Genomic DNA, 19084 nt, shown 5'->3' on the forward strand with positions numbered 1-19084 from the left:
GTCTCTAATCCTTCGGTGTATAGTCTTCCGGTGTATAATGGATTATACGCGTTCCACTATCTTCAAATTTGAACGGAATATAGAGTAGGTCGCGCATCGCCCAACGAACAGCATCCTGTCGTTCCGGCTGTACATAGAATACAAGGAATCCACCACCGCCGGCACCAAGAAGTTTTCCGCCCAAAGCACCAGCAGCCATTCCTTTTGCATAAAGTTCATCAATGCTATTTGTGGACACCGCTGATCCCGTTTGACGTTTCAACTTCCATGTGTGATCCAACAACCTACCGAAATCATCAAGATTCTTTTCCTTATCTGTCAGAACTCTCTCTGCATCGTCAACTAAAGACAGCATTTCTTTTAACTGTCCTGTTTTATCAACCTTACCTGAGGCATTTACTTTCTGAACGTCAGAAGAAAAGCGAGTAAAACCAGTAAAGAACATCATTAAATTTTGATTTAGCTGCTTCTTTCTCTCAGGTGAAATGATCATAGGTAGGACTTCATATCCATCCGCATTAAAGTTGATACGATTAAATCCACCAAATGATGCTGCAATCTGATCCTGCCAGCCACCTGCTTCCTGACACAGATTTCGCTCCAGATAAATTGCTTCATCTGCCAATTTTTTCTTATCAGCATATTTTCCTTTTAGCGCATAAAAGGCATTCAGCATTCCTACTGCAAAAGAACTTGATGTTCCTAACCCGGAACGTGCTGGGAGATCAGCTTCATATGTAAGACGAATTTCGTGCATGTCTAGCATCTTCATCGCATTGCGAATTGCAGGATGTTGAATGTCATCGATATTTGTCACACGCTCAGTTTTTGAATAAGATAACTCAGTAGAGTAATCAAAGAAACGTGGCAGGTGTCTAACGTTCACGTAACAATATTTATCAAATGTGGTAGACAAAACGGCACCGCCATATTCTTTAAAAAAGCTTTCCATATCTGTTCCGCCGCCAAAAAAAGACATACGGAAAGGTGTCTGTGTAATAATCATTTATTTACTCCTCTGGTTCTTCTCGAACCAATCCCTTAAAAGTACCTTCATATCTATGTACACATCTGCTCTTCACAGATAGTATTTCTTTTTCCTTTTGCTGCTCCTAGTCAGCTAAGTTTTCCCTTAAAATTTCATTATATCCAAACCAATATCACATCGATCCTTCACCCTTCAACACAACACCCACTGTCTTGAACAGTATCTTGATGTCGTTTACAAGACTCCATTCATCGATATACTTACGGTCTAATCTTACAACCTCATCGAAATCCGTGATATTACTTCTTCCGCTGACCTGCCAGAGTCCTGTGATACCCGGTTTGATCGCCATACGTCCTCTATGATGGGCGGAATACTTCTCCCATTCGTCCTCTGTTGGCGGTCTGGTTCCGATCAGACTCATATCACCCTTTAACACATTGAAGAACTGCGGGAATTCATCGAGTGACCAGTCACGGATCCGGTTTCCGATGCCCTTCTTGATCGTACCATCCGGCAGCTTCTTGCAGCCAATGATTCGCGGATCATATTCCATCTTGAACATCATGCCATCCTTAACCTGATTCTGCTCCATCAGCTCTGCTTTTCGTGCTTCCGCATCCATATACATGCTTCGGAATTTATAGATCTTGAACTTCTTACCATTCTTACCGATACGGTACTGCGAGAAGAAGATCGGTCCCGGTGATGCAATATAGATACATGGTGCAAGGATGATCGTAAGAATGCCTGTAAAGATACATCCCACAATTCCACCAAGGATATCGATTGCCCGCTTCACAAAAGCCTGATACATCGTTATATATGTAGTGCTGACGGTCAGTACATGATGACCAAGCTGTTTATCGAATACATACTGATAATTAGAAAGCTCTGCCGGAACACGCACCCGCACATGAACCGTGATTCCCATATCTGCAAGCTGTCCCAGAAGATTCTCCGGAATATGCTTCTCAAATGGTATATTCACATAGACCTCATCTACCCAGCCATGCATGATCTGTTCCAGAACTTCGTCTGAATATGTATATATACTAAGCTCCAAATCTGCATATTCTGTATTGTAGCTTTCTGCCTCATCCTCAGTTGCATCTAATAATACAACACCTGCAACCCGATACAGATTATAGTATTCTGTATCCATTTCTGCAAGTAACGCATTCAGATATTCTTTGACTGTCACGATCACAATAGATTTCTTTGCCACACGATGTCTTCGTATATATTCCTTCCAGAGAAGTGTAACCACATAACCCATAACCAGATAAATCATGCCAAACAAAGCCATAACCTTTCTGGAATAGGCCGCACCCATCTTCATCATGAACAGAACAAATACTGCCAGAAGTACAACCAGTACAGACTGCTTCACGGATGCGATTGCTTCACGAAAACGTCCTCGTTGCAATACGCCTTTATATATATGACATACTATGGTAACCAATAATTGAAATAATGTCAGAAGTACGGCTATTGTCCGATATAACTTACTATGATACGGATTCTCTGTTCCCATCCGTATAAAATACGCCATACAATAAGATGCATGCAGTGCTATCAGATTCAGCACTGTAAAATCCAGATGTTTTAACCAGCCCTGCGGTCCTTTTCTATACATTGTATTCCCTCATTTCCCTCATAAATGTGTTCATCATGTATCTTTATCAAGTCAAGCTATATAAATATAGTTGTTAATGGCTTAGAAATCCTTAACGCTTCTTAGCCACTAACAACTATAATTCAATTCTTATTAAAAGTCAATTTTCTACGTTTAAGTTGAGTGTAGAAATTTCCGGAAATAATACTGTTATTTTAGGCAAATTTTCCAAAGTATTCGACGCAGTTCTACAACTTATATCCATTCTTCTTTAACAGCGCTCTCGCTGTCTCCGGTGAATCCACACCTTCTGCATTCTTGATCGGGGCGAATTCATAGTCTCTGACAACCTCGAATGGCAGACAGTCATTCATGAACTGAAGCATATCAAGAGCAAGTGTCTCGAACTTATAGCCGTTCGGCTCCGCAGGCTTTACCAACTCTTTTTTCTCATTCATATATGGAATAACCTTCTTCGCAGCATGAAGCGGCATATTCTCGTTTAAGAGCACCTTCAACTGATCAACCGGGAAGATATAATTTAAGATCACCCCATAGTTATAGGCATAGTCACCGTTTGCATTTTTCTCAAACCGCATATCATCTGTTAATTCATAATATTCTACGATATGTGGCTTTCCATCCAGATTACAAAGGACGCCTACCCGTTCATATGGATCTGCTTTCTTTACGACTTTTGCTGCCGACTGGTAATCCTCCATCATCATTGCTCCAAGGAATACCGGGTCTGCGATCTTCTGTAAGACATTGTCTACAGCGAATACATTGATATACCGGATGCCTTCTTTATCAAGCTGTTCTACCAGTCCTGCCCGTTTCATGGATGAGAACCAGCCACCATTTCCATTTGGTGACAGGCAGATCTTTGATGGTGCTTCCATCAATATCTTTCCATTAAAATCAACGGATGGTACCAGCTCCTGTTTGAAGAAATGCAGATACTCCTCCTTATATTCAAAATTCTTATGCTCTGCAAAGAAGGATGTCGTTGCTTCGTAGTTCTTATCACTGGTCATGATATAGAGATGGATCCATCGTCCAAGTGTCCTCACAACAGTCAGGATCGTCTTCACCTGACATTCGAAGATATAGAGATCTCTCGTCAGTCCGATATTGTATGTGCCCTTCGGCCCATCAAATCCAAGTCTGGTTCCCTGACCTCCGGCAAGCATAACAAGAGCGAGCTGTCCTTTCTGGATCGCCGTCTCGCCAAGTACCTTGTAAGCGAATTCGTATTCTTTGATCGTATCAAGCGTTAATGCCGCTGTCGGTGTGATCGAGCCGGTCTTTCCGGCTGTGCCTTTTTCTTTTAACACATCAAACATCGAGAAGTCTATCTCGCCGATCTGTAACAGCAGGCTCTGCTTCTCTTCATCGTTTAGTTCATCATAATAGGCGAGCACATGCTCCTGCCCGTACTTTTTCAAAATTTCCAAAGCGTTTTCATATGTCATATATTTTCCCTCACATTTCTATGTCGCCACTATGTATGAGGTTAACTATACTATTATTCCGCAAAACGCTTCCGCTCTATCTTCGACGTAGCGGTACATAAGGCTGCAAAGGACGCAGCCTAAGTACCGACGCTCAGATAGGTTTGCTTCATAATATATAGCAAAACCTCATACTCGTGGCATTTACGTTATCTTGTTTTACACTGTCAGTTAATAACTATAGATACATTGTATGCAACAAACCGCGCTTTGCGGAATACAATATCTGCTTTACATAGCCAGTTAATGACTGCGGATATATTGTATGTAGCAAACCTCTCTTTGCGTCGGTACTTAGGCTGCGTATTTTGCAGCCTTATGTACCGCTACGTCAAAGATAGAGCGGAAGCGTTTTGCGGAATACAATATATCCGCAGTCATTAACGTCCGTTATTCAATGCATAACACGTTTTCTCACTTCTAACGTCTCTTTAAAGACCTTTGCTACATCCTTTAATCCAATCCTTCTTCCGCCCCTGCTGTCATCCCGGCTGTAGTTCAGCTCAATCGGAGCTTCGCAGATCTTTCTGCCATCTTTTGCTGCCATGGCAAGGATCTCAATATCAAATGCATATCCTTCTGCCTGCATCTGGCTGACGATTGGTTTGATCACTTCTTTTTTGAATAACTTGATACCGGTCTGTGTATCGTGGGTGTTCAGATGGAACATCATCTTTAACATCAGATAATATCCATAGCTCATAATCTTACGCAGCATCGGATAATGGAGCTTCGATTCCGGATGCAACTTGGAACCGATCACGATATCGGCGTTCTGCTCCTTCATATCTTTTAAGAATCGTTTCAGCAGGATCGGTGGCAGTTCCAGATCGGAATCCAGAAATGCGATGTATCGTCCCTCTGCTGCTGCGATCCCTGTCCGGATGGCATGTCCTTTTCCACCATTCGGCTGATACGAGATCCCCCTGATATGGGTATCCTGCATTTCAGCCCGGTGGATACACTCTGCGGTATTATCTGCACTTCCGTCATCAACTGCTATGATCTCATACCGTTTGACGAAACCGGACAACACCCTGCTGGTTTCAAGCAGATTATCTGCTATATGTGTTCCTTCATTATAGGCGGGCATGACGACAGATAGGGTCATATCCCCTTCCTTATTTGTTTCCATGGTCAATGTTCTCCTGTCTGACAGTCTTATTCTTCTATGTTCGCCTGTTTTACGATACCGTAGACTGCCTCTCTGACGATTTCCGACATGGATACACCTTTTTGCTTTGCATACTTTGAAAGCAGTTCATGTGTATCTGTGTCGATTCTTAGTCTCAGAATTGTGTCTTTCCGTTTATCGGTCGGTCTTCCCGGACCTCTCTTGATTTCCTCTGCCATCTCCCTGCTCCGTTTCTTTTTATTTAAAGAAAATACTTCTTTACTCCATGTATCGCATATCCTGCAAAATATCCAAGTGACTTCACTGTTCCAAATCCCATCTTCCGGTATACCTGATACGTCATCTTTGCAGAATGTAATTTGGAACCTGATTTACTGTTCTTCACCATCCGGTAAAGCAGTAACGGTTCATTGATGCCTGCTGCCTCCCCGTATTTCTTAAGGATCTGCAGCCAGCAGATATAATCCTCGTGAGCATCATCATCCCCCATCGGGAACTCTGCTGCCACCTCACGCTTCATCACTACGGATGAGCAGTTGATCACATTTCCATATAACATACCTTTATAAGTGATCTTCTCCGGTACCGGCAAGATCCGCCCGGTATGGGTTCCGTCCTCTTCCATCAGTTCTCTGGCAGTTGAGGATAATACCACTCCGGTCTTCTTCATAACAGCAAGCTGCTTTGAGAGCTTTCCCGGCCGCCAGATATCATCGGAATCTAAGAATGCTACATATTCGCCCTCTGCAAGCTGCACACCTTTATTTCTCGTTGCTGCTACGCCAAGATTGGTTTCATTCTTATATAGTCTAACCTGTGGATTGCTTTTATATTCTGCCAAGCACTCCGTCGGATCCTCCGGTGAACAGTCGTCGATCACGATGATCTCTGATATCACATCCTGACAAAGTGCGGAATCGATTGCCTGTTTAATTGTTCTACTGCAATTATATGCCGGAATGATCACGGATACTTCTGGTTTCATTTACTTCTTTTCCTCTACACTATAGAAGGCATCCTCGGCTTCATCATGCGGATGCTTGATGCCTGTTTTCTTTGTCTTGTCTTCACGGATCGCTGTCGTCTGATTTGCATCGATTCCTTCCGTGTTCTCCTTCTGGAATAAGATCTTGAAGGTCAGCAGGATCAGCTTCAGATCCAGCCATAAGGAATACTGCTCATAATATGTCAGATCAAGCTTCACCTTATCTCTCGGTGTGGTGTTATATTTACCGTAGACCTGCGCATATCCGGTAAGTCCGGCTTTCATCTTCAGACGATAATCGAATTCCGGGAAGGTCTCCCTGTACTGCGCTGCGATCTCCGGACGCTCCGGTCTAGGACCTACGACTGACATATCACCCTTTAAGATATTAAAGAGCTGTGGCAGCTCGTCTAAGTGTGTGGCACGGATCACACGGCCAACCGGTGTGATTCTGTCATCATGCTTTCTTGCAAGCTGTGCGCCATGTTCCTCGGAGTCCATCCGCATACTTCTGAATTTCATGATCTTGAATACCCTGCCATTTAGGGTCAGACGATCCTGTTTATAGAATACAGGGCCTCTGTCATAGAGCTTGATCGCAAGTGCGATCAGGATCATAAACGGTGAAAAGATAATGATCATGATCAGAGATACGATAATATCCATCAGACGCTTGAAGATCATATCTTCTCCTGTCAGTCCCTGGTTTCTGGATAATAATAACGGTGTATCAAACAAATGGATCGGTTCTGCTCCTAAGATAATGATATCCGATAACTTCGGTACCACATACGAACGGATTGAATGCTCGAAGCAGTATTTTACCAGTTCGTTTCTGATATATGCCTTTGTCTCACAAAGGATAACGCCATCGTACTGTAAGATTTTTTCTTTTAATGCTTTCTCACCTTCACTGACATGAATACGGTCAGCAATGATATATTTATCTTTTCTGGCATTGATCTTATCAATGAATTCGGTCGGTGTCTTATATCCGTAGACAAGCAGTAAATGTCTCGGTGGATAGAACTTGCGGTACATCATCCTGCAGACAAATACCCATATAAATATAACTATGATCTCTAAGAATGTAAGCTCGATCATGTTCAGTGCCGGCAGATAATTACGGGCAATGATACACAGCTCGATATAACCTACGATATTTGCACAGACCAATGATAATATTTGTGAAAAGAGAACATCCATCACCCGGAGGAAGCCTACTTTATAACCACCATACAGCTTCGTAAACAGATAAATGATAATCGCATACATACCGATTACCGCCCAGTTACCTTTGTTCCAGAACGGAATCTGGATAGCCTGAGTATTATCTGCATATTCGGTATACCACATTCTCGCAAACAGCAGTACTTCCGCAGCTAACAGAAGCACGCCTTCCGAAAATGTAATAATACGTTTGTAAATGTCTCTCTTTCTCACATGTCTGGTTTCTTCCATATCAATCTCCATCCCACCATGAGAGGTGGTCATCAGGTGGATATGCCACCTGCTTTCTCTTCATTTTTTTCTATTGGTATCGATTATTTTAACAGCTCACGGAGCATCTGGTTTACGGATGCCGGATCTGCCTTGCCCTTCATTGCTTTCATGGTCTGTCCGACCAATGCGCCAAGTGCTTTTTCTTTTCCGCCACGGAAGTCTTCGATCGCCTTTGGATTATTGGCAATTACTTCTTCTACAACCTTACGGAGTGCACCCTCATCATTTACGGTGGCAAGTCCATGTTCTTTTACATAGCTTTCCGGTTCGATATCATCTGTAAATATCTTCTCGAATACTTCCTTTGCGACATTGCTGTTGATGGCTTTCGCATCTACCATCTGTATCAGCTTTGCAAGGTGCTCTGCGCTGAATGACAACTCATCTGCATCGATGGAATGTTCTTTCATCAAACGCATGGTCTCTCCCATCAGCCAGTTGGATACCTTCTTCGGATTTGCTCCGAGAGCGATCGTCTCCTCGAAAAGGTCTGCCATCTTCTTTGTATTTGTAATGATATCTATATCATAGTCTGGGATATCATACTCTTCTTTATACCGGATCTTCTTCTCATCCCGGAATTCCGGCTGACGGCTTCGGATCTCCTCCATCCACTCGTCACTGATCTGTACCGGTACAAGATCCGGATCAGGGAAATAACGATAATCCTGTGCATCCTCTTTGGAACGCATTGGATATGAATATTCCTTGGTATCATCCCATCTTCTGGTCTCCTGTACAACCTTTTCACCTGCCTCGATCAGGTCGATCTGACGTTCTCTCTCGTTCTCGATCGCATGGGCGATAGCCTTGAATGAGTTCAGGTTCTTTGTCTCTGTTCTTGTTCCGAATTCTTCTGCTCCGACTTCACGAACAGACAGGTTGACATCGGCACGCATCGAGCCTTCATTTAACTTACAGTCTGATGCTCCGAGATACTGGATGATCAGACGTAATTTCTCAAGATAAGCAATTACTTCTTCCGCAGAACGCATATCCGGCTCAGATACGATCTCGATCAGAGGCACACCGGAACGATTGAAATCCACCAGTGAACTGTCTGTATATGGATCATGTACCAGTTTACCTGCATCCTCTTCCATGTGGATCTCATGGATCCTTACGAATTTCTTCTTGCCCTCTACTTCGATCTCTACCTTTCCGTTTCTGCAGATTGGGTAGTACAGCTGAGAGATCTGATAGTTCTGTGGATTATCCGGATAGAAATAATTCTTACGGTCAAATTTACAGTTCTGTGTGATCGTACAGTTGGTTGCAAGACCGACAGCAACTGCTTTTTCTACTACCCCTTTATTCAGTACCGGAAGGGAACCCGGCATACCGGTACATACCGGACATGTATGCGTATTCGGTGCACCACCAAATGCGGTACTGCAGCCGCAGAATATCTTCGTCTTTGTCGCAAGCTCTACATGAACCTCCAGACCGATCACGGTTTCGTATACTTTACTCATCTTACAGACCCCTTTCTGCTACAGCGGCAGGCTGCTTGTACTCTCTTGTCTGCTCAAATGCATATGCCGCCTGAATGATTGCTTTCTCGTTAAATGCATCTCCTACCATCTGGACACCGATCGGCATGCCGTCTTTGTCGTATCCGCATGGAAGGGAAATACCCGGAAGTCCTGCAAGGTTGACCGGAACGGTGTATACATCGCCCAGATACATCTTGATCGGATCGGATAAGGATTCACCCATGGTCAGTGCAGTTGTAGGTGCAACCGGACCGAGGATGATATCGTATTTTGCAAATGCTTTATCATAAGCCTGTTTGATCAGGGCTTTTACCTTAAGTGCTTTTACATAGTATGCATCATAGTAACCGGATGACAGGGTAAAGGAACCTAACATGATACGTCTCTTTACTTCTGCGCCAAAGCCTTCGGAACGTGTCTTCTTATACATGTTGTGAAGGTCTGTGTACTCTGCTGTACGATAGCCGTATTTTACGCCGTCGAAACGTTCCAGATTCGAGCTTGCCTCTGCGGATGCAATGATATAATATGCAGGAATTGCATATTCTACCATACCAAGGTCAAATTCTTCCACGATCGCACCTTTTTCTTTTAATACTTCAGCTACATGGTACACAGCATCCTTGATCTCAGGATCCAGTCCTTCTGTGAAATAGTCCTTTGGAAGTCCGATGCGCATACCTTTTACATCGTCCTTTAATGCGCTTGTAAAATCATTATCCGTACGTTCTACAGATGTAGAATCTTTCTTATCATACCGGGAAATGATCTCTAATATCGTTGCACAGTCTGTTACATCCTTTGCAAGTGGTCCGATCTGGTCAAGAGATGAACCATATGCAACCAGACCGTATCTGGATACTCTGCCGTAAGTTGGCTTGATTCCTGTTACACCACAGAATGCTGCCGGCTGACGGATCGATCCACCGGTATCGGAACCGAGTGCACACGGTACTTCTTCTGCTGCAACAGCGGCTGCTGATCCACCGGAAGAACCACCCGGAACTTTATTTGTATCCCATGGATTCTTTGTCTCGCCATAATAAGAAGTCTCGGTTGTACTTCCCATTGCGAACTCATCCATATTTGTCTTGCCTACGATCACGGCTCCTGCTTCCATTAATTTCACAACAGCATCTGATGTATAGGTCGGTACGAAGTTTGATAAGATCTTGGATGCGCAGGTGGTAAGTACACCGTTCTGACACATATTATCCTTGATCGCGATCGGTACACCTGCCAACGGGCTTGTCAGCTCGCCGCTGTTGATCTTCTTCTGTATTTCTTCTGCCTGTTTGAATGCACCTTCTTCATCTACGGTGATAAAACAGTTATATTCTTTGTCGTATGTCTTTATATTCTCGATGCAGGCTTTGGTTGCTTCCATAACGGAGATCTCTCCGGCCTTGATCTTCTTTCCAAGCTCTACTGCTGTCATACTCATCATATCCAATGTCCGTTACCTCCTAATCAAATGTTCTTGGCACCTTATAGCAGCCATCTTTCTGCTCCGGTGCATTTGACAGCATATTCTCTCTGTCGTCGCCATTTGTTACTTCATCTTCACGGAATACATTATTATAAGAAAATGTATGGCTCATTGCTTCTACATTCTCAGTGTCCAGTTCGTTTAACTTACTTACATAGTCAAGCATATCTGACATATCTTTCTTTGCCTGCTCCTTCTCCTCATCGGAAAGCTCAAGCTTCGCCAGAATACCTACATAATCGATTGTTTCGTCTGTAATAACCATGGTATGTCTCCTTGTCTGGTTTTTATTAGGCAATTGCCTACTATTATTTATAGTACCACAAAATTAGTTAGAGTGTACCACATAACTCCGTTGTTTGCAAGTCTATGTCCAAATGAAGTCGTCCTGCTGTTCAGCAACAATTGTCCATTCAAAATATTTCATTTATGACAAAAAATGGAAGAATGAATTACTATTATGAAGCAAGCCTGTCCACTCTGTGTAACTTCGAACTAATCTCGACAAAACCTCGATAAGATCTCAGTTATTCATGTCGGTACTTAGTGAACTGCTGAATGCAGTGAACTTAGAACCGCTACATGAAGATAGAGCGAAAGCGTCTTGCGTAATAATATGTAATCATTCTTCCATTTTTATGTCATCATTTATTAAATGGACAATTGTTGCGTCCTTTTATAACATGCCCTCTAAGGTCTCACGAATTGCCTTGATGAAGTTCTCGCTGTTTAATACAGTTGGATTCTCAAGGGTTGTGATAAGTGCAAGATCCTTTGTCATCTTTCCGGATTCGATCGTTGCGATCGTTGCTTTCTCAAGCTTGTTTGCGAAATCAACCAGAGCGTCGATGCCATCCAGTTCACCACGTTTTCTAAGTGCGCCTGTCCATGCAAAGATTGTTGCAACAGAGTTTGTGGATGTTTCTTCACCCTTTAAGTGCTTGTAGTAGTGTCTCTGAACTGTTCCGTGTGCAGCTTCGTACTCATACTTTCCATCTGGGGAAACCAGTACAGATGTCATCATGGCCAGTGAACCAAATGCAGATGAGATCATATCACTCATTACGTCACCATCGTAGTTCTTGCATGCCCAGATGAATCCACCCTCGGATTTCATAACTCTTGCTACAGCATCGTCGATCAGTGTATAGAAATATTCAATACCTGCTGCATCGAATTTCTCTTTGTATTCTTTATCAAAGATCTCCTGGAAGATATCTTTGAATGTATGGTCGTATTTCTTTGAGATCGTATCCTTGGTTGCAAACCAGATTGTCTGCTTGATATCCAGCGCATAGTTGAAGCAGCATCTTGCAAAGCTTTCGATTGACTTGTTGATGTTGTGCTGTCCCTGGATCACACCCGGTCCGTCGAATTCATGGATCGTCTCTTTGATCACTGTGCCATCTGCACCTGTGAATACCAACTCAGCCTTACCGGCACCCGGAACCTTGATCTCTACGTTCTTATATACATCACCATATGCATGTCTTGCGATTGTGATAGGAGCCTTCCAGTTCTTTACACATGGCTCAATGCCCTTTACGATGATCGGCGTACGGAATACTGTTCCGTCGAGGATCGCACGGATCGTTCCATTTGGGCTCTTCCACATTTCCTTCAGATCATACTCTGTCATACGTGCAGCATTTGGTGTGATCGTTGCACATTTAACAGCAACGCCATACTTCTGTGTTGCATATGCGGAATCAAATGTTACCTGATCATTTGTCTCATTTCTATATTCAAGTCCCAGATCGTAATACTCGGATTTCAGATCGATAAATGGATAGATCAGTTCATCCTTGATCATTTTCCAGAGAATTCTGGTCATCTCGTCTCCATCCATCTCTACTAAAGGGGTAGTCATTTGAATTTTTTCCATCTTGCTCGTTCCTCCATGTTCTTTTATTATAGTTCTAATTACTTACCTGTTTTTATACACGCCTAGAATTATACATGAAAAATGCTGCTATTTCCAGTTTTTTGAAAGTTTTTTACACATATCCGTAAATTCCGCGCACGGACACTTCCCCAGATATAATGATCGACTCCTGTCCATCTTTATCCTTCACACGAAGTCCTCCATTTGGTGCAAGTCCGAGGGCTGTGTATTCTGTCCGGTTATATCCTTCGATCACATAGACCTGTTCATCCTTGTTCACAAGGATGGAATTATATTCATCCAGCATGAACTGAAGATCCTGGCATTTGACAAATGCGTCATACAACTCTTCAAAATGATTTGCCACACTAGCGACCAGTTTGCTTCTGTCACAGCCGGTTCCGTTTTCCAGCTTGATCGACGTCGCCTTGTCTGCCAGTTCTTCCGGAAATTCCATCATGGATACATTGATGCCGATACCTACAACTGCATATTTGATATCCATACCTTCCGAACTCATCTCTGTAAGAATGCCACAGATCTTCTTGCCGCCGACTACAACATCATTCGGCCATTTGATCTGTGCCTGCAAGCCCGCTGTATCTGCAAGAGCACGCGCCGTTGCGAGTGCCGACAGGATCGTAAGTCTGGATACATTCTCGATCGGCACATCCGGACGGAGCAGAAATGTCATGGCTATGCTGGTTCCCTTCGGAGTGCTCCATGCCCTTCCTCTTCTTCCTCGTCCTGCATTCTGTTCATTTGCAACAAACAACGCTCCGTGTGTTCCATCTGTCTCTCCTGCAAGCTTTGCCCGTATATTTGTGGAATCCGTCTCATCATAATAATACAGTTCTCTTCCGATCACCGATGTCGTGAGTGCTGCCTCTATCTTCTCTTTCGTAACGACATCCGGCTCTCCGACCAGACGATAGCCTTTATTATTTACTGCATCTATAATGTAGCCTTCTGCCTTTAAGGCATTGATATTTTTCCAGACAGCGGTTCTCGAGACACCTAATTTCTCACAGATTGCCTGACCGGATATATAATCACTGCTCGTTCGAAGCAGCGCAAGGATTTTTTCTTTCATGATTTACCTTCTTTCTGTCTCACTTTCCTGATAAATTCCCATCTTCTTTAACAAATGATAATAGATTGCATCGCACTTCTCACGTTTACCGCTGAACGGCAGTACGAATTGCTCTTTTCCTATATCTATCTTTAATATGTAATATGGCATATGTGGATCAGGGATGACCAGATTCACATTTGTAATCTTATCGTATGGTGTATGATAGGATTTCCTTCCCTTTTCTATTACCAGTTCATCGTCTTCAAAACGATAGGTCAGATCAAATGCCGATTTGCGAAATGAAGATTTCACAAGCATCAATCCATATGCCGCAAGTGCAAGTCCAAATGCCAGCTTGAATATCCGTCCGCCGGCACTGCCATGTGTTTTGATCATTAACAGAATAAATGCTGCTCCGATAGCAACAAAAAAGACACCCACCATCCGGTATGCAATTCTGGTTGCTCTGTTTTTCTTTACGGTATGCTGCATGTGTTTTCCTCGTTCTTTCTGTATATTTTCTGTTCTCTATTATATTTTCTACAGTCATAAAAAGCAAGCCAGAGTAAACATGACATTTTGCACTAAAACCCCCGACAAAAAACATGATTTTTACCAGATTGATTTTTCTTATAAAAAGAAGTAATATCCAGTATGCATTTAGAATATGGAAGTCGTTGCGGGCAGTTTATTTAATAGAATCATACAACTTGCCAATACAGGGACATTTGAGTCCGCCGGTACTCACATTTTGCACTTAGTGAGTGCTCGCACGAACTTAGAGCAAAAGCGCACCCTTGTGGTGCGATGGCGCATAAGCGGCATCTTAGTACCGCTGCAGGACTCAACGAGCGGAAGCGTTTCCTGTTGGCAATGTCAGTATGATTCGTAAATAAACTGTTCGCAACGACTAAACTAACACAAGGAGGTAAAATCATTGAAAAACTTACTGAAAAAAATTAACGGTTCCAAGGATCTGACTGAAGGCAATCCTATGAAACTGATCTTGAACTTTGGACTGCCATTATTATTTGGGCTTTTATTCCAGCAATTTTATAACATGGTCGATACGATCATCGTTGGTAAATTTCTGGGTGTCGATGCACTTGCAGCCGTCGGCTCAACCGGATCGATCAACTTTATGATACTCGGTTTCTGCATCGGTATCTGCAATGGTTTTGCCATCCCGGTTGCTCAGGCCTTTGGAGCAAAGGACACTGATAATATGAAGAAGTACATTACAAACTGTGTCTGGGCTTCGATCTTCTTCGCTGCCGTTATGACAGTTGCAGTCGGAATTCTTACCAGAAATATTCTGATCTGGATGAAGACACCGGACAGCATCCTGGATCAGGCATTTATCTACATATTTATTATATTTATGGGAATACCTGCAACCTTCCTTTATAATATGGTTTCCGGTATCCTGCGTTCTCTCGGCGACAGTGTAACCCCTGTTGTCTGTCTGATCGCATCCTCCCTGTTAAATATCGTACTGGATATCCTGTTAGTTCGTCCGATGGGTGTCGCCGGTGCTGCTGTTGCAACCGTTGTTGCACAGGCAATCTCCGGTGTCGGCTGTCTGATCTATATGTGTAAGAAGCTCGGATATCTTCATTTTACAAAACAGGACTGGGCATTTAGTATGCGCCACTGTCTGACCTTATGCGGTATGGGTGTTCCGATGGGGCTTCAGTATTCGATCACAGCGATCGGCAGTGTTATTCTTCAGGCTGCAGTTAATTCGATGGGTGAATCCGTTATCGCTGCCGTATCCGCCGGAACAAAGATTTCCATGTTCCTCTGCTGTCCGTTTGATGCCATGGGATCGACAATGGCAACCTACGGCGGACAAAATGTCGGTGCTAAGAAAATGGATCGTGTGGATGCCGGCTTAAAGGCATGTATCAAACTCGGTATTGTCTATGCGATTCTTGCATTTGTATTTATCCTGTTATTCGGCAAGAATCTGGCACTGCTTTTCCTGGATGCAGAAGAAACAGAGATCATCAAGCTTGTATATTATTTCCTGCTTGGCAACTCAGGAGCTTACATCCTGCTTGCCCTTGTAAATATCGTCCGGTTTATGATTCAGGGACTCGGCTACTCCGCATTTGCCGTTATCGCAGGTATCTGTGAAATGGTTGCCCGTACGATCGCAGGCTTTATCCTGGTACCAAAATTCGGTTATGTCTTTGTAGCACTCGGCAGTCCGCTCGCATGGATATTTGCAGATATCTTCCTGATTCCTGCCTATATCTATGTTGTAAAACGTCTTCGCCGCAAGTTCGGTCAGGAGACCCCGGCGATGCTGAAGCGTTGTCAAAAGAACCTTGCATAATATATTCTAATACAGCTTTTTCCATATAATCAAAAAACCATACCGGCAGCATATATATTTTTTATGTGATTTACCTATCCACCCAAATATATATGCTGTCAGTATGGTTTTTCTTTTTATTTCTTATTTATTTCTGTAGATAATGTCGGTTCTCTTTGGTCCGTTTGAAACCATAGTGATCGGATATCCGATATGTTTCTCAATGAACTCAATGTAGTTTCTGCAGTTCTCCGGAAGATCTTCGTAGTTCTTGATACCACGGATATCTGTCTTCCATCCCGGCAGAACCTCATATACAGGCTTTGCTTTCTTTAACTTAGCTGTTGTAGGGAAGTCTGTTGTTACTTCACCATCGATATCGTATCCGACACATACAGGAATCTCATCCAGATAACCCAGTACATCAAGTACGGTAAATGCTACATCTGTTGTTCCCTGCATACGGCAGCCATACCTGGAAGCTACACAATCGAACCATCCCATACGTCTTGGACGTCCGGTTGTTGCACCGTACTCACCGCCGTCACCACCACGACGTCTTAACTCATCTGCTTCATCTCCGAAGATCTCGCTGACGAATTCACCGGCGCCTACAGCACTTGAATATGCCTTTACTACTGTTACGATCTGCTTGATCTCATATGGAGGGATACCGGCACCGATCGCACCATAAGCAGCCAGTGTGGACGATGATGTAACCATAGGATAAATACCATGATCCGGGTCCTTTAATGTTCCAAGCTGACCTTCTAACAAAATTGTCTTGCCAGCTTTGATCGCCTCATGAAGATATGCGGATACATCACATACATATGGCTCTACGATAGCCTTGTACTCCATCAATGTTTCATATACTTCATCTACTGTAAGAAGCGGCTTCTTATACAGATACTCAAGCAGAACATTCTTGGATGCGATAACTCTGCTGATCTTATCCTTCAATTCTTCCTCTGTGTCAAACAGTTCGCTTACCTGGAAACCGATCTTTGCATATTTGTCTGAATAGAATGGTGCGATACCTGACTTTGTAGATCCGAATGACTTACCGGCCAGTCTCTCCTCCTCGTACTCATCAAACAGAATGTGATATGGCATAACCATCTGTGCTCTGTCTGAGATCAGGATCTTTGGCATTGGGACTCCCTTTTCTACGATGCTGTTCAGCTCTTTGAACAGAACCGGGATATTTAATGCTACACCATTTCCGATAACACTTGTTGTATGATCATAGAAACAACCGGACGGAAGTGTATGCAATGCAAATTTACCATAGTCATTTACAATTGTGTGACCTGCATTTGCACCACCCTGAAATCTGACAATAATATCAGATGTTTCCGCCAGCATATCTGTTATTTTACCTTTTCCTTCGTCGCCCCAGTTGGCTCCGACAACCGCTCTTACCATATTTTTATCCTCGCTTTCATGGCATTTTCCCGGAAATATCTTCCGAAATTGAACTCAATTACTTTTACATTATAGCATGTATGTATTATAAGTAAAATCGATATTAATTATATATAACATAAGTTGTACTTATATTTATTCTTTACAAATACACAGGTTCGGTTTACACTTTATATACAACAATTAGCATAACTGCATTTCTATATTTGATATCGTGTATACATCATTTGATATACATGTACCCGATATATGCATATGCATGACCTTAATAACGTTTTTACAATTATCTGTAATAAAATTAACCGGGAGTTTCGACTATGAATATTAATTATGAATATTATAAGATTTTCTATTATGTGGCAAAGACAGCAAGCATCTCTGCTGCTGCTAAAGAACTGTGCGTATCCCAGCCCGCTGTCAGTCAGGCGGTCAAATCTTTAGAACAGGCAATCGGTATCAACCTGTTCATCCGGACGAAAAAAGGTGTATCCCTGACAGGTGCAGGCGAACTTCTCTACAAACATGTAGCCGAAGGATACGAGGCAATCTCCATGGGCGAACAGCAGCTTGCCAGATTGATGCACTTGGAAACCGGCGAGATCCGGATCGGAGCCAGTGATATGACACTCCAGTTCTATCTGCTTCCGCATCTCGAACGCTTCCACCAGCTCTATCCCGGCATCAAGGTACATGTAACAAATGCTCCGACCCCAAGTACGATCGACCACTTATTTGCAAATAACATTGACTTCGGTATCGTTACAACTCCTCTCCCACAGAATCCGAACATGGAGATTCGAAACGCACGGGAGATCGAAGATATCTTTATAGCCGGTCCAAGATTTAACGACCTGAAAGGTAAAGTTCTCGACTATCCGGATCTGCAAAAGCTTCCGATCATCTGTCTGGAAAATGACACCAGCACAAGAGCCTATGTAGATCAGTTTCTTGCAAATGAAGGCGTCACGCTGACCCCTGAATTCGAGCTTGCAACCAGTGATATGATCGCACAGTTTGCAAAGAGAAACCTTGGGATCGGATCGATCGTGGCTGACTTTGCCGGTGACTATATTGACCGTGATGAGATCTTTCGGTTAAATTTCAAGAAGCACATCCCCAAGCGGAACATGTGCATCATCAGTGACCGCAGGCGTGGCATGAGCATCGCCGCTATGAAGTTGATGGAATTGCTGTAGCTTTCCTGTCATCCGATAATTGGTCCTTCACCTGTTTCTCCGGCATCCCTCTATGATAACGTGTTGCGGTTTCTGTTTGATGCACATACCTGATTCGTACATACTCCTGTGTAAACTCGCCCTTCGGGCTCAGACATACACTCGTATGTACTGGTAATGTGCATCGCACGACGAAATCCTCACAATGTCATCATAGAGGGATGCCGGAGAAACAGGTGAAGGACCAATTATCGGATGACAGATAGGCTACCTTTACAGTAAACCTTTAACTGTTAATGAACTTCTGAGCTATATTGATTATAACGCTATAACAAAATATCACATGAATTAAACAGGGATGCATATCCCCTTGTAATGACATTGTGAGGATTTCGTTATGAAGTGCACATTACCAGTAAATGCGAGTGCTTGTTTGAGCCAAAAGCGAATTAGCACAAGAGCATTTACGAATC

The 19084-nt window shown here is 43.1% G+C and carries 16 protein-coding genes; 2 read left to right on the forward strand and 14 right to left on the reverse strand.

What is annotated here, in order from left to right; translation table 11 throughout:
• Window positions 1-4 precede the first annotated feature (4 nt).
• The 13 genes from LK416_06865 to LK416_06925 form a co-directional block, all read right to left on the reverse strand.
• Window positions 5-1006 carry a kinase gene (locus LK416_06865; GenBank protein ID UEA73439.1) on the reverse strand — a complete coding sequence of 334 codons (1002 nt, stop codon included), beginning with the start codon at window positions 1004-1006 and terminating at the stop codon, window positions 5-7.
• Window positions 1007-1160: 154 nt separating this feature from the next.
• Window positions 1161-2627: a sugar transferase gene (locus LK416_06870; protein UEA73440.1), complete on the reverse strand. Its 1467-nt coding sequence runs from the start codon at window positions 2625-2627 to the stop codon at window positions 1161-1163.
• 227 nt (window positions 2628-2854) lie between these two features.
• Complete coding sequence (locus LK416_06875; protein UEA73441.1) at window positions 2855-4081, reverse strand: UDPGP type 1 family protein; 1227 nt, start codon at window positions 4079-4081, stop codon at window positions 2855-2857.
• A 433-nt stretch (window positions 4082-4514) separates the two neighbouring features.
• Window positions 4515-5255: a glycosyltransferase family 2 protein gene (locus LK416_06880; GenBank protein ID UEA73442.1), complete on the reverse strand. Its 741-nt coding sequence runs from the start codon at window positions 5253-5255 to the stop codon at window positions 4515-4517.
• Window positions 5256-5281: 26 nt separating this feature from the next.
• Window positions 5282-5473 carry a ribbon-helix-helix protein, CopG family gene (locus LK416_06885; GenBank protein UEA73443.1) on the reverse strand — a complete coding sequence of 64 codons (192 nt, stop codon included), beginning with the start codon at window positions 5471-5473 and terminating at the stop codon, window positions 5282-5284.
• Window positions 5474-5496: 23 nt separating this feature from the next.
• Window positions 5497-6240, reverse strand: coding sequence for a glycosyltransferase family 2 protein (locus LK416_06890; GenBank protein ID UEA73444.1), 744 nt, complete (start codon window positions 6238-6240; stop codon window positions 5497-5499).
• Window positions 6241-7701 (reverse strand): exopolysaccharide biosynthesis polyprenyl glycosylphosphotransferase, encoded by a 1461-nt coding sequence (locus LK416_06895; GenBank protein UEA73445.1) that lies wholly within the window; start codon window positions 7699-7701, stop codon window positions 6241-6243.
• A gap of 83 nt (window positions 7702-7784) precedes the next feature.
• Window positions 7785-9218, reverse strand: a complete 1434-nt coding sequence (gene gatB / locus LK416_06900) for an Asp-tRNA(Asn)/Glu-tRNA(Gln) amidotransferase subunit GatB (GenBank protein ID UEA73446.1) — start codon at window positions 9216-9218, stop codon at window positions 7785-7787.
• Window position 9219: 1 nt separating this feature from the next.
• On the reverse strand, window positions 9220-10683 hold the full coding sequence (gene gatA / locus LK416_06905) for an Asp-tRNA(Asn)/Glu-tRNA(Gln) amidotransferase subunit GatA (GenBank protein ID UEA75878.1): 1464 nt from the start codon (window positions 10681-10683) through the stop codon (window positions 9220-9222).
• A 22-nt stretch (window positions 10684-10705) separates the two neighbouring features.
• Complete coding sequence (gene gatC / locus LK416_06910; GenBank protein UEA73447.1) at window positions 10706-10993, reverse strand: Asp-tRNA(Asn)/Glu-tRNA(Gln) amidotransferase subunit GatC; 288 nt, start codon at window positions 10991-10993, stop codon at window positions 10706-10708.
• Between the two features lie 411 nt (window positions 10994-11404).
• Window positions 11405-12613, reverse strand: coding sequence for an NADP-dependent isocitrate dehydrogenase (locus tag LK416_06915; protein UEA73448.1), 1209 nt, complete (start codon window positions 12611-12613; stop codon window positions 11405-11407).
• Window positions 12614-12725: 112 nt separating this feature from the next.
• The gene (locus tag LK416_06920) at window positions 12726-13706 is read right to left on the reverse strand and encodes a biotin--[acetyl-CoA-carboxylase] ligase (protein ID UEA73449.1); all 981 of its coding nucleotides are present in this window, start codon (window positions 13704-13706) and stop codon (window positions 12726-12728) included.
• Window positions 13707-13709: 3 nt separating this feature from the next.
• Window positions 13710-14180, reverse strand: coding sequence for a hypothetical protein (locus LK416_06925; protein UEA73450.1), 471 nt, complete (start codon window positions 14178-14180; stop codon window positions 13710-13712).
• Between the two features lie 502 nt (window positions 14181-14682).
• On the opposite strand from LK416_06925, the gene LK416_06930 reads away from it, so the two are divergent.
• Entirely contained in the window at window positions 14683-16029 is a 1347-nt protein-coding gene (locus LK416_06930) for an MATE family efflux transporter (protein UEA75879.1), read from the forward strand.
• Between the two features lie 123 nt (window positions 16030-16152).
• Here the strand turns inward: LK416_06930 and LK416_06935 are convergent, their stop codons facing one another.
• Window positions 16153-17436, reverse strand: coding sequence for an adenylosuccinate synthase (locus LK416_06935; protein ID UEA73451.1), 1284 nt, complete (start codon window positions 17434-17436; stop codon window positions 16153-16155).
• Between the two features lie 317 nt (window positions 17437-17753).
• On the opposite strand from LK416_06935, the gene LK416_06940 reads away from it, so the two are divergent.
• A complete protein-coding gene (locus LK416_06940) occupies window positions 17754-18632 on the forward strand; it encodes a LysR family transcriptional regulator (protein UEA73452.1) in 879 nt (292 codons plus the stop codon).
• Window positions 18633-19084: the final 452 nt, after the last annotated feature.

It is taken from the genome of Lachnospiraceae bacterium GAM79, from assembly GCA_020735665.1.
Lineage (GTDB): Bacteria > Bacillota > Clostridia > Lachnospirales > Lachnospiraceae > Coprococcus.

Bases quoted from the DNA above. Each gene is read 5' to 3' on its own strand.
- LK416_06865 (UEA73439.1), bottom strand. From the start codon at position 1,006: ATGATTATTACACAGACACCTTTCCGTATGTCTTTTTTTGGCGGCGGA.
- LK416_06870 (UEA73440.1), bottom strand. From the start codon at position 2,627: ATGTATAGAAAAGGACCGCAGGGCTGGTTAAAACATCTGGATTTTACA.
- LK416_06875 (UEA73441.1), bottom strand. From the start codon at position 4,081: ATGACATATGAAAACGCTTTGGAAATTTTGAAAAAGTACGGGCAGGAG.
- LK416_06880 (UEA73442.1), bottom strand. From the start codon at position 5,255: ATGGAAACAAATAAGGAAGGGGATATGACCCTATCTGTCGTCATGCCC.
- LK416_06885 (UEA73443.1), bottom strand. From the start codon at position 5,473: ATGGCAGAGGAAATCAAGAGAGGTCCGGGAAGACCGACCGATAAACGG.
- LK416_06890 (UEA73444.1), bottom strand. From the start codon at position 6,240: ATGAAACCAGAAGTATCCGTGATCATTCCGGCATATAATTGCAGTAGA.
- LK416_06895 (UEA73445.1), bottom strand. From the start codon at position 7,701: ATGGAAGAAACCAGACATGTGAGAAAGAGAGACATTTACAAACGTATT.
- gatB (UEA73446.1), bottom strand. From the start codon at position 9,218: ATGAGTAAAGTATACGAAACCGTGATCGGTCTGGAGGTTCATGTAGAG.
- gatA (UEA75878.1), bottom strand. From the start codon at position 10,683: ATGAGTATGACAGCAGTAGAGCTTGGAAAGAAGATCAAGGCCGGAGAG.
- gatC (UEA73447.1), bottom strand. From the start codon at position 10,993: ATGGTTATTACAGACGAAACAATCGATTATGTAGGTATTCTGGCGAAG.
- LK416_06915 (UEA73448.1), bottom strand. From the start codon at position 12,613: ATGGAAAAAATTCAAATGACTACCCCTTTAGTAGAGATGGATGGAGAC.
- LK416_06920 (UEA73449.1), bottom strand. From the start codon at position 13,706: ATGAAAGAAAAAATCCTTGCGCTGCTTCGAACGAGCAGTGATTATATA.
- LK416_06925 (UEA73450.1), bottom strand. From the start codon at position 14,180: ATGCAGCATACCGTAAAGAAAAACAGAGCAACCAGAATTGCATACCGG.
- LK416_06930 (UEA75879.1), top strand. From the start codon at position 14,683: ATGAAACTGATCTTGAACTTTGGACTGCCATTATTATTTGGGCTTTTA.
- LK416_06935 (UEA73451.1), bottom strand. From the start codon at position 17,436: ATGGTAAGAGCGGTTGTCGGAGCCAACTGGGGCGACGAAGGAAAAGGT.
- LK416_06940 (UEA73452.1), top strand. From the start codon at position 17,754: ATGAATATTAATTATGAATATTATAAGATTTTCTATTATGTGGCAAAG.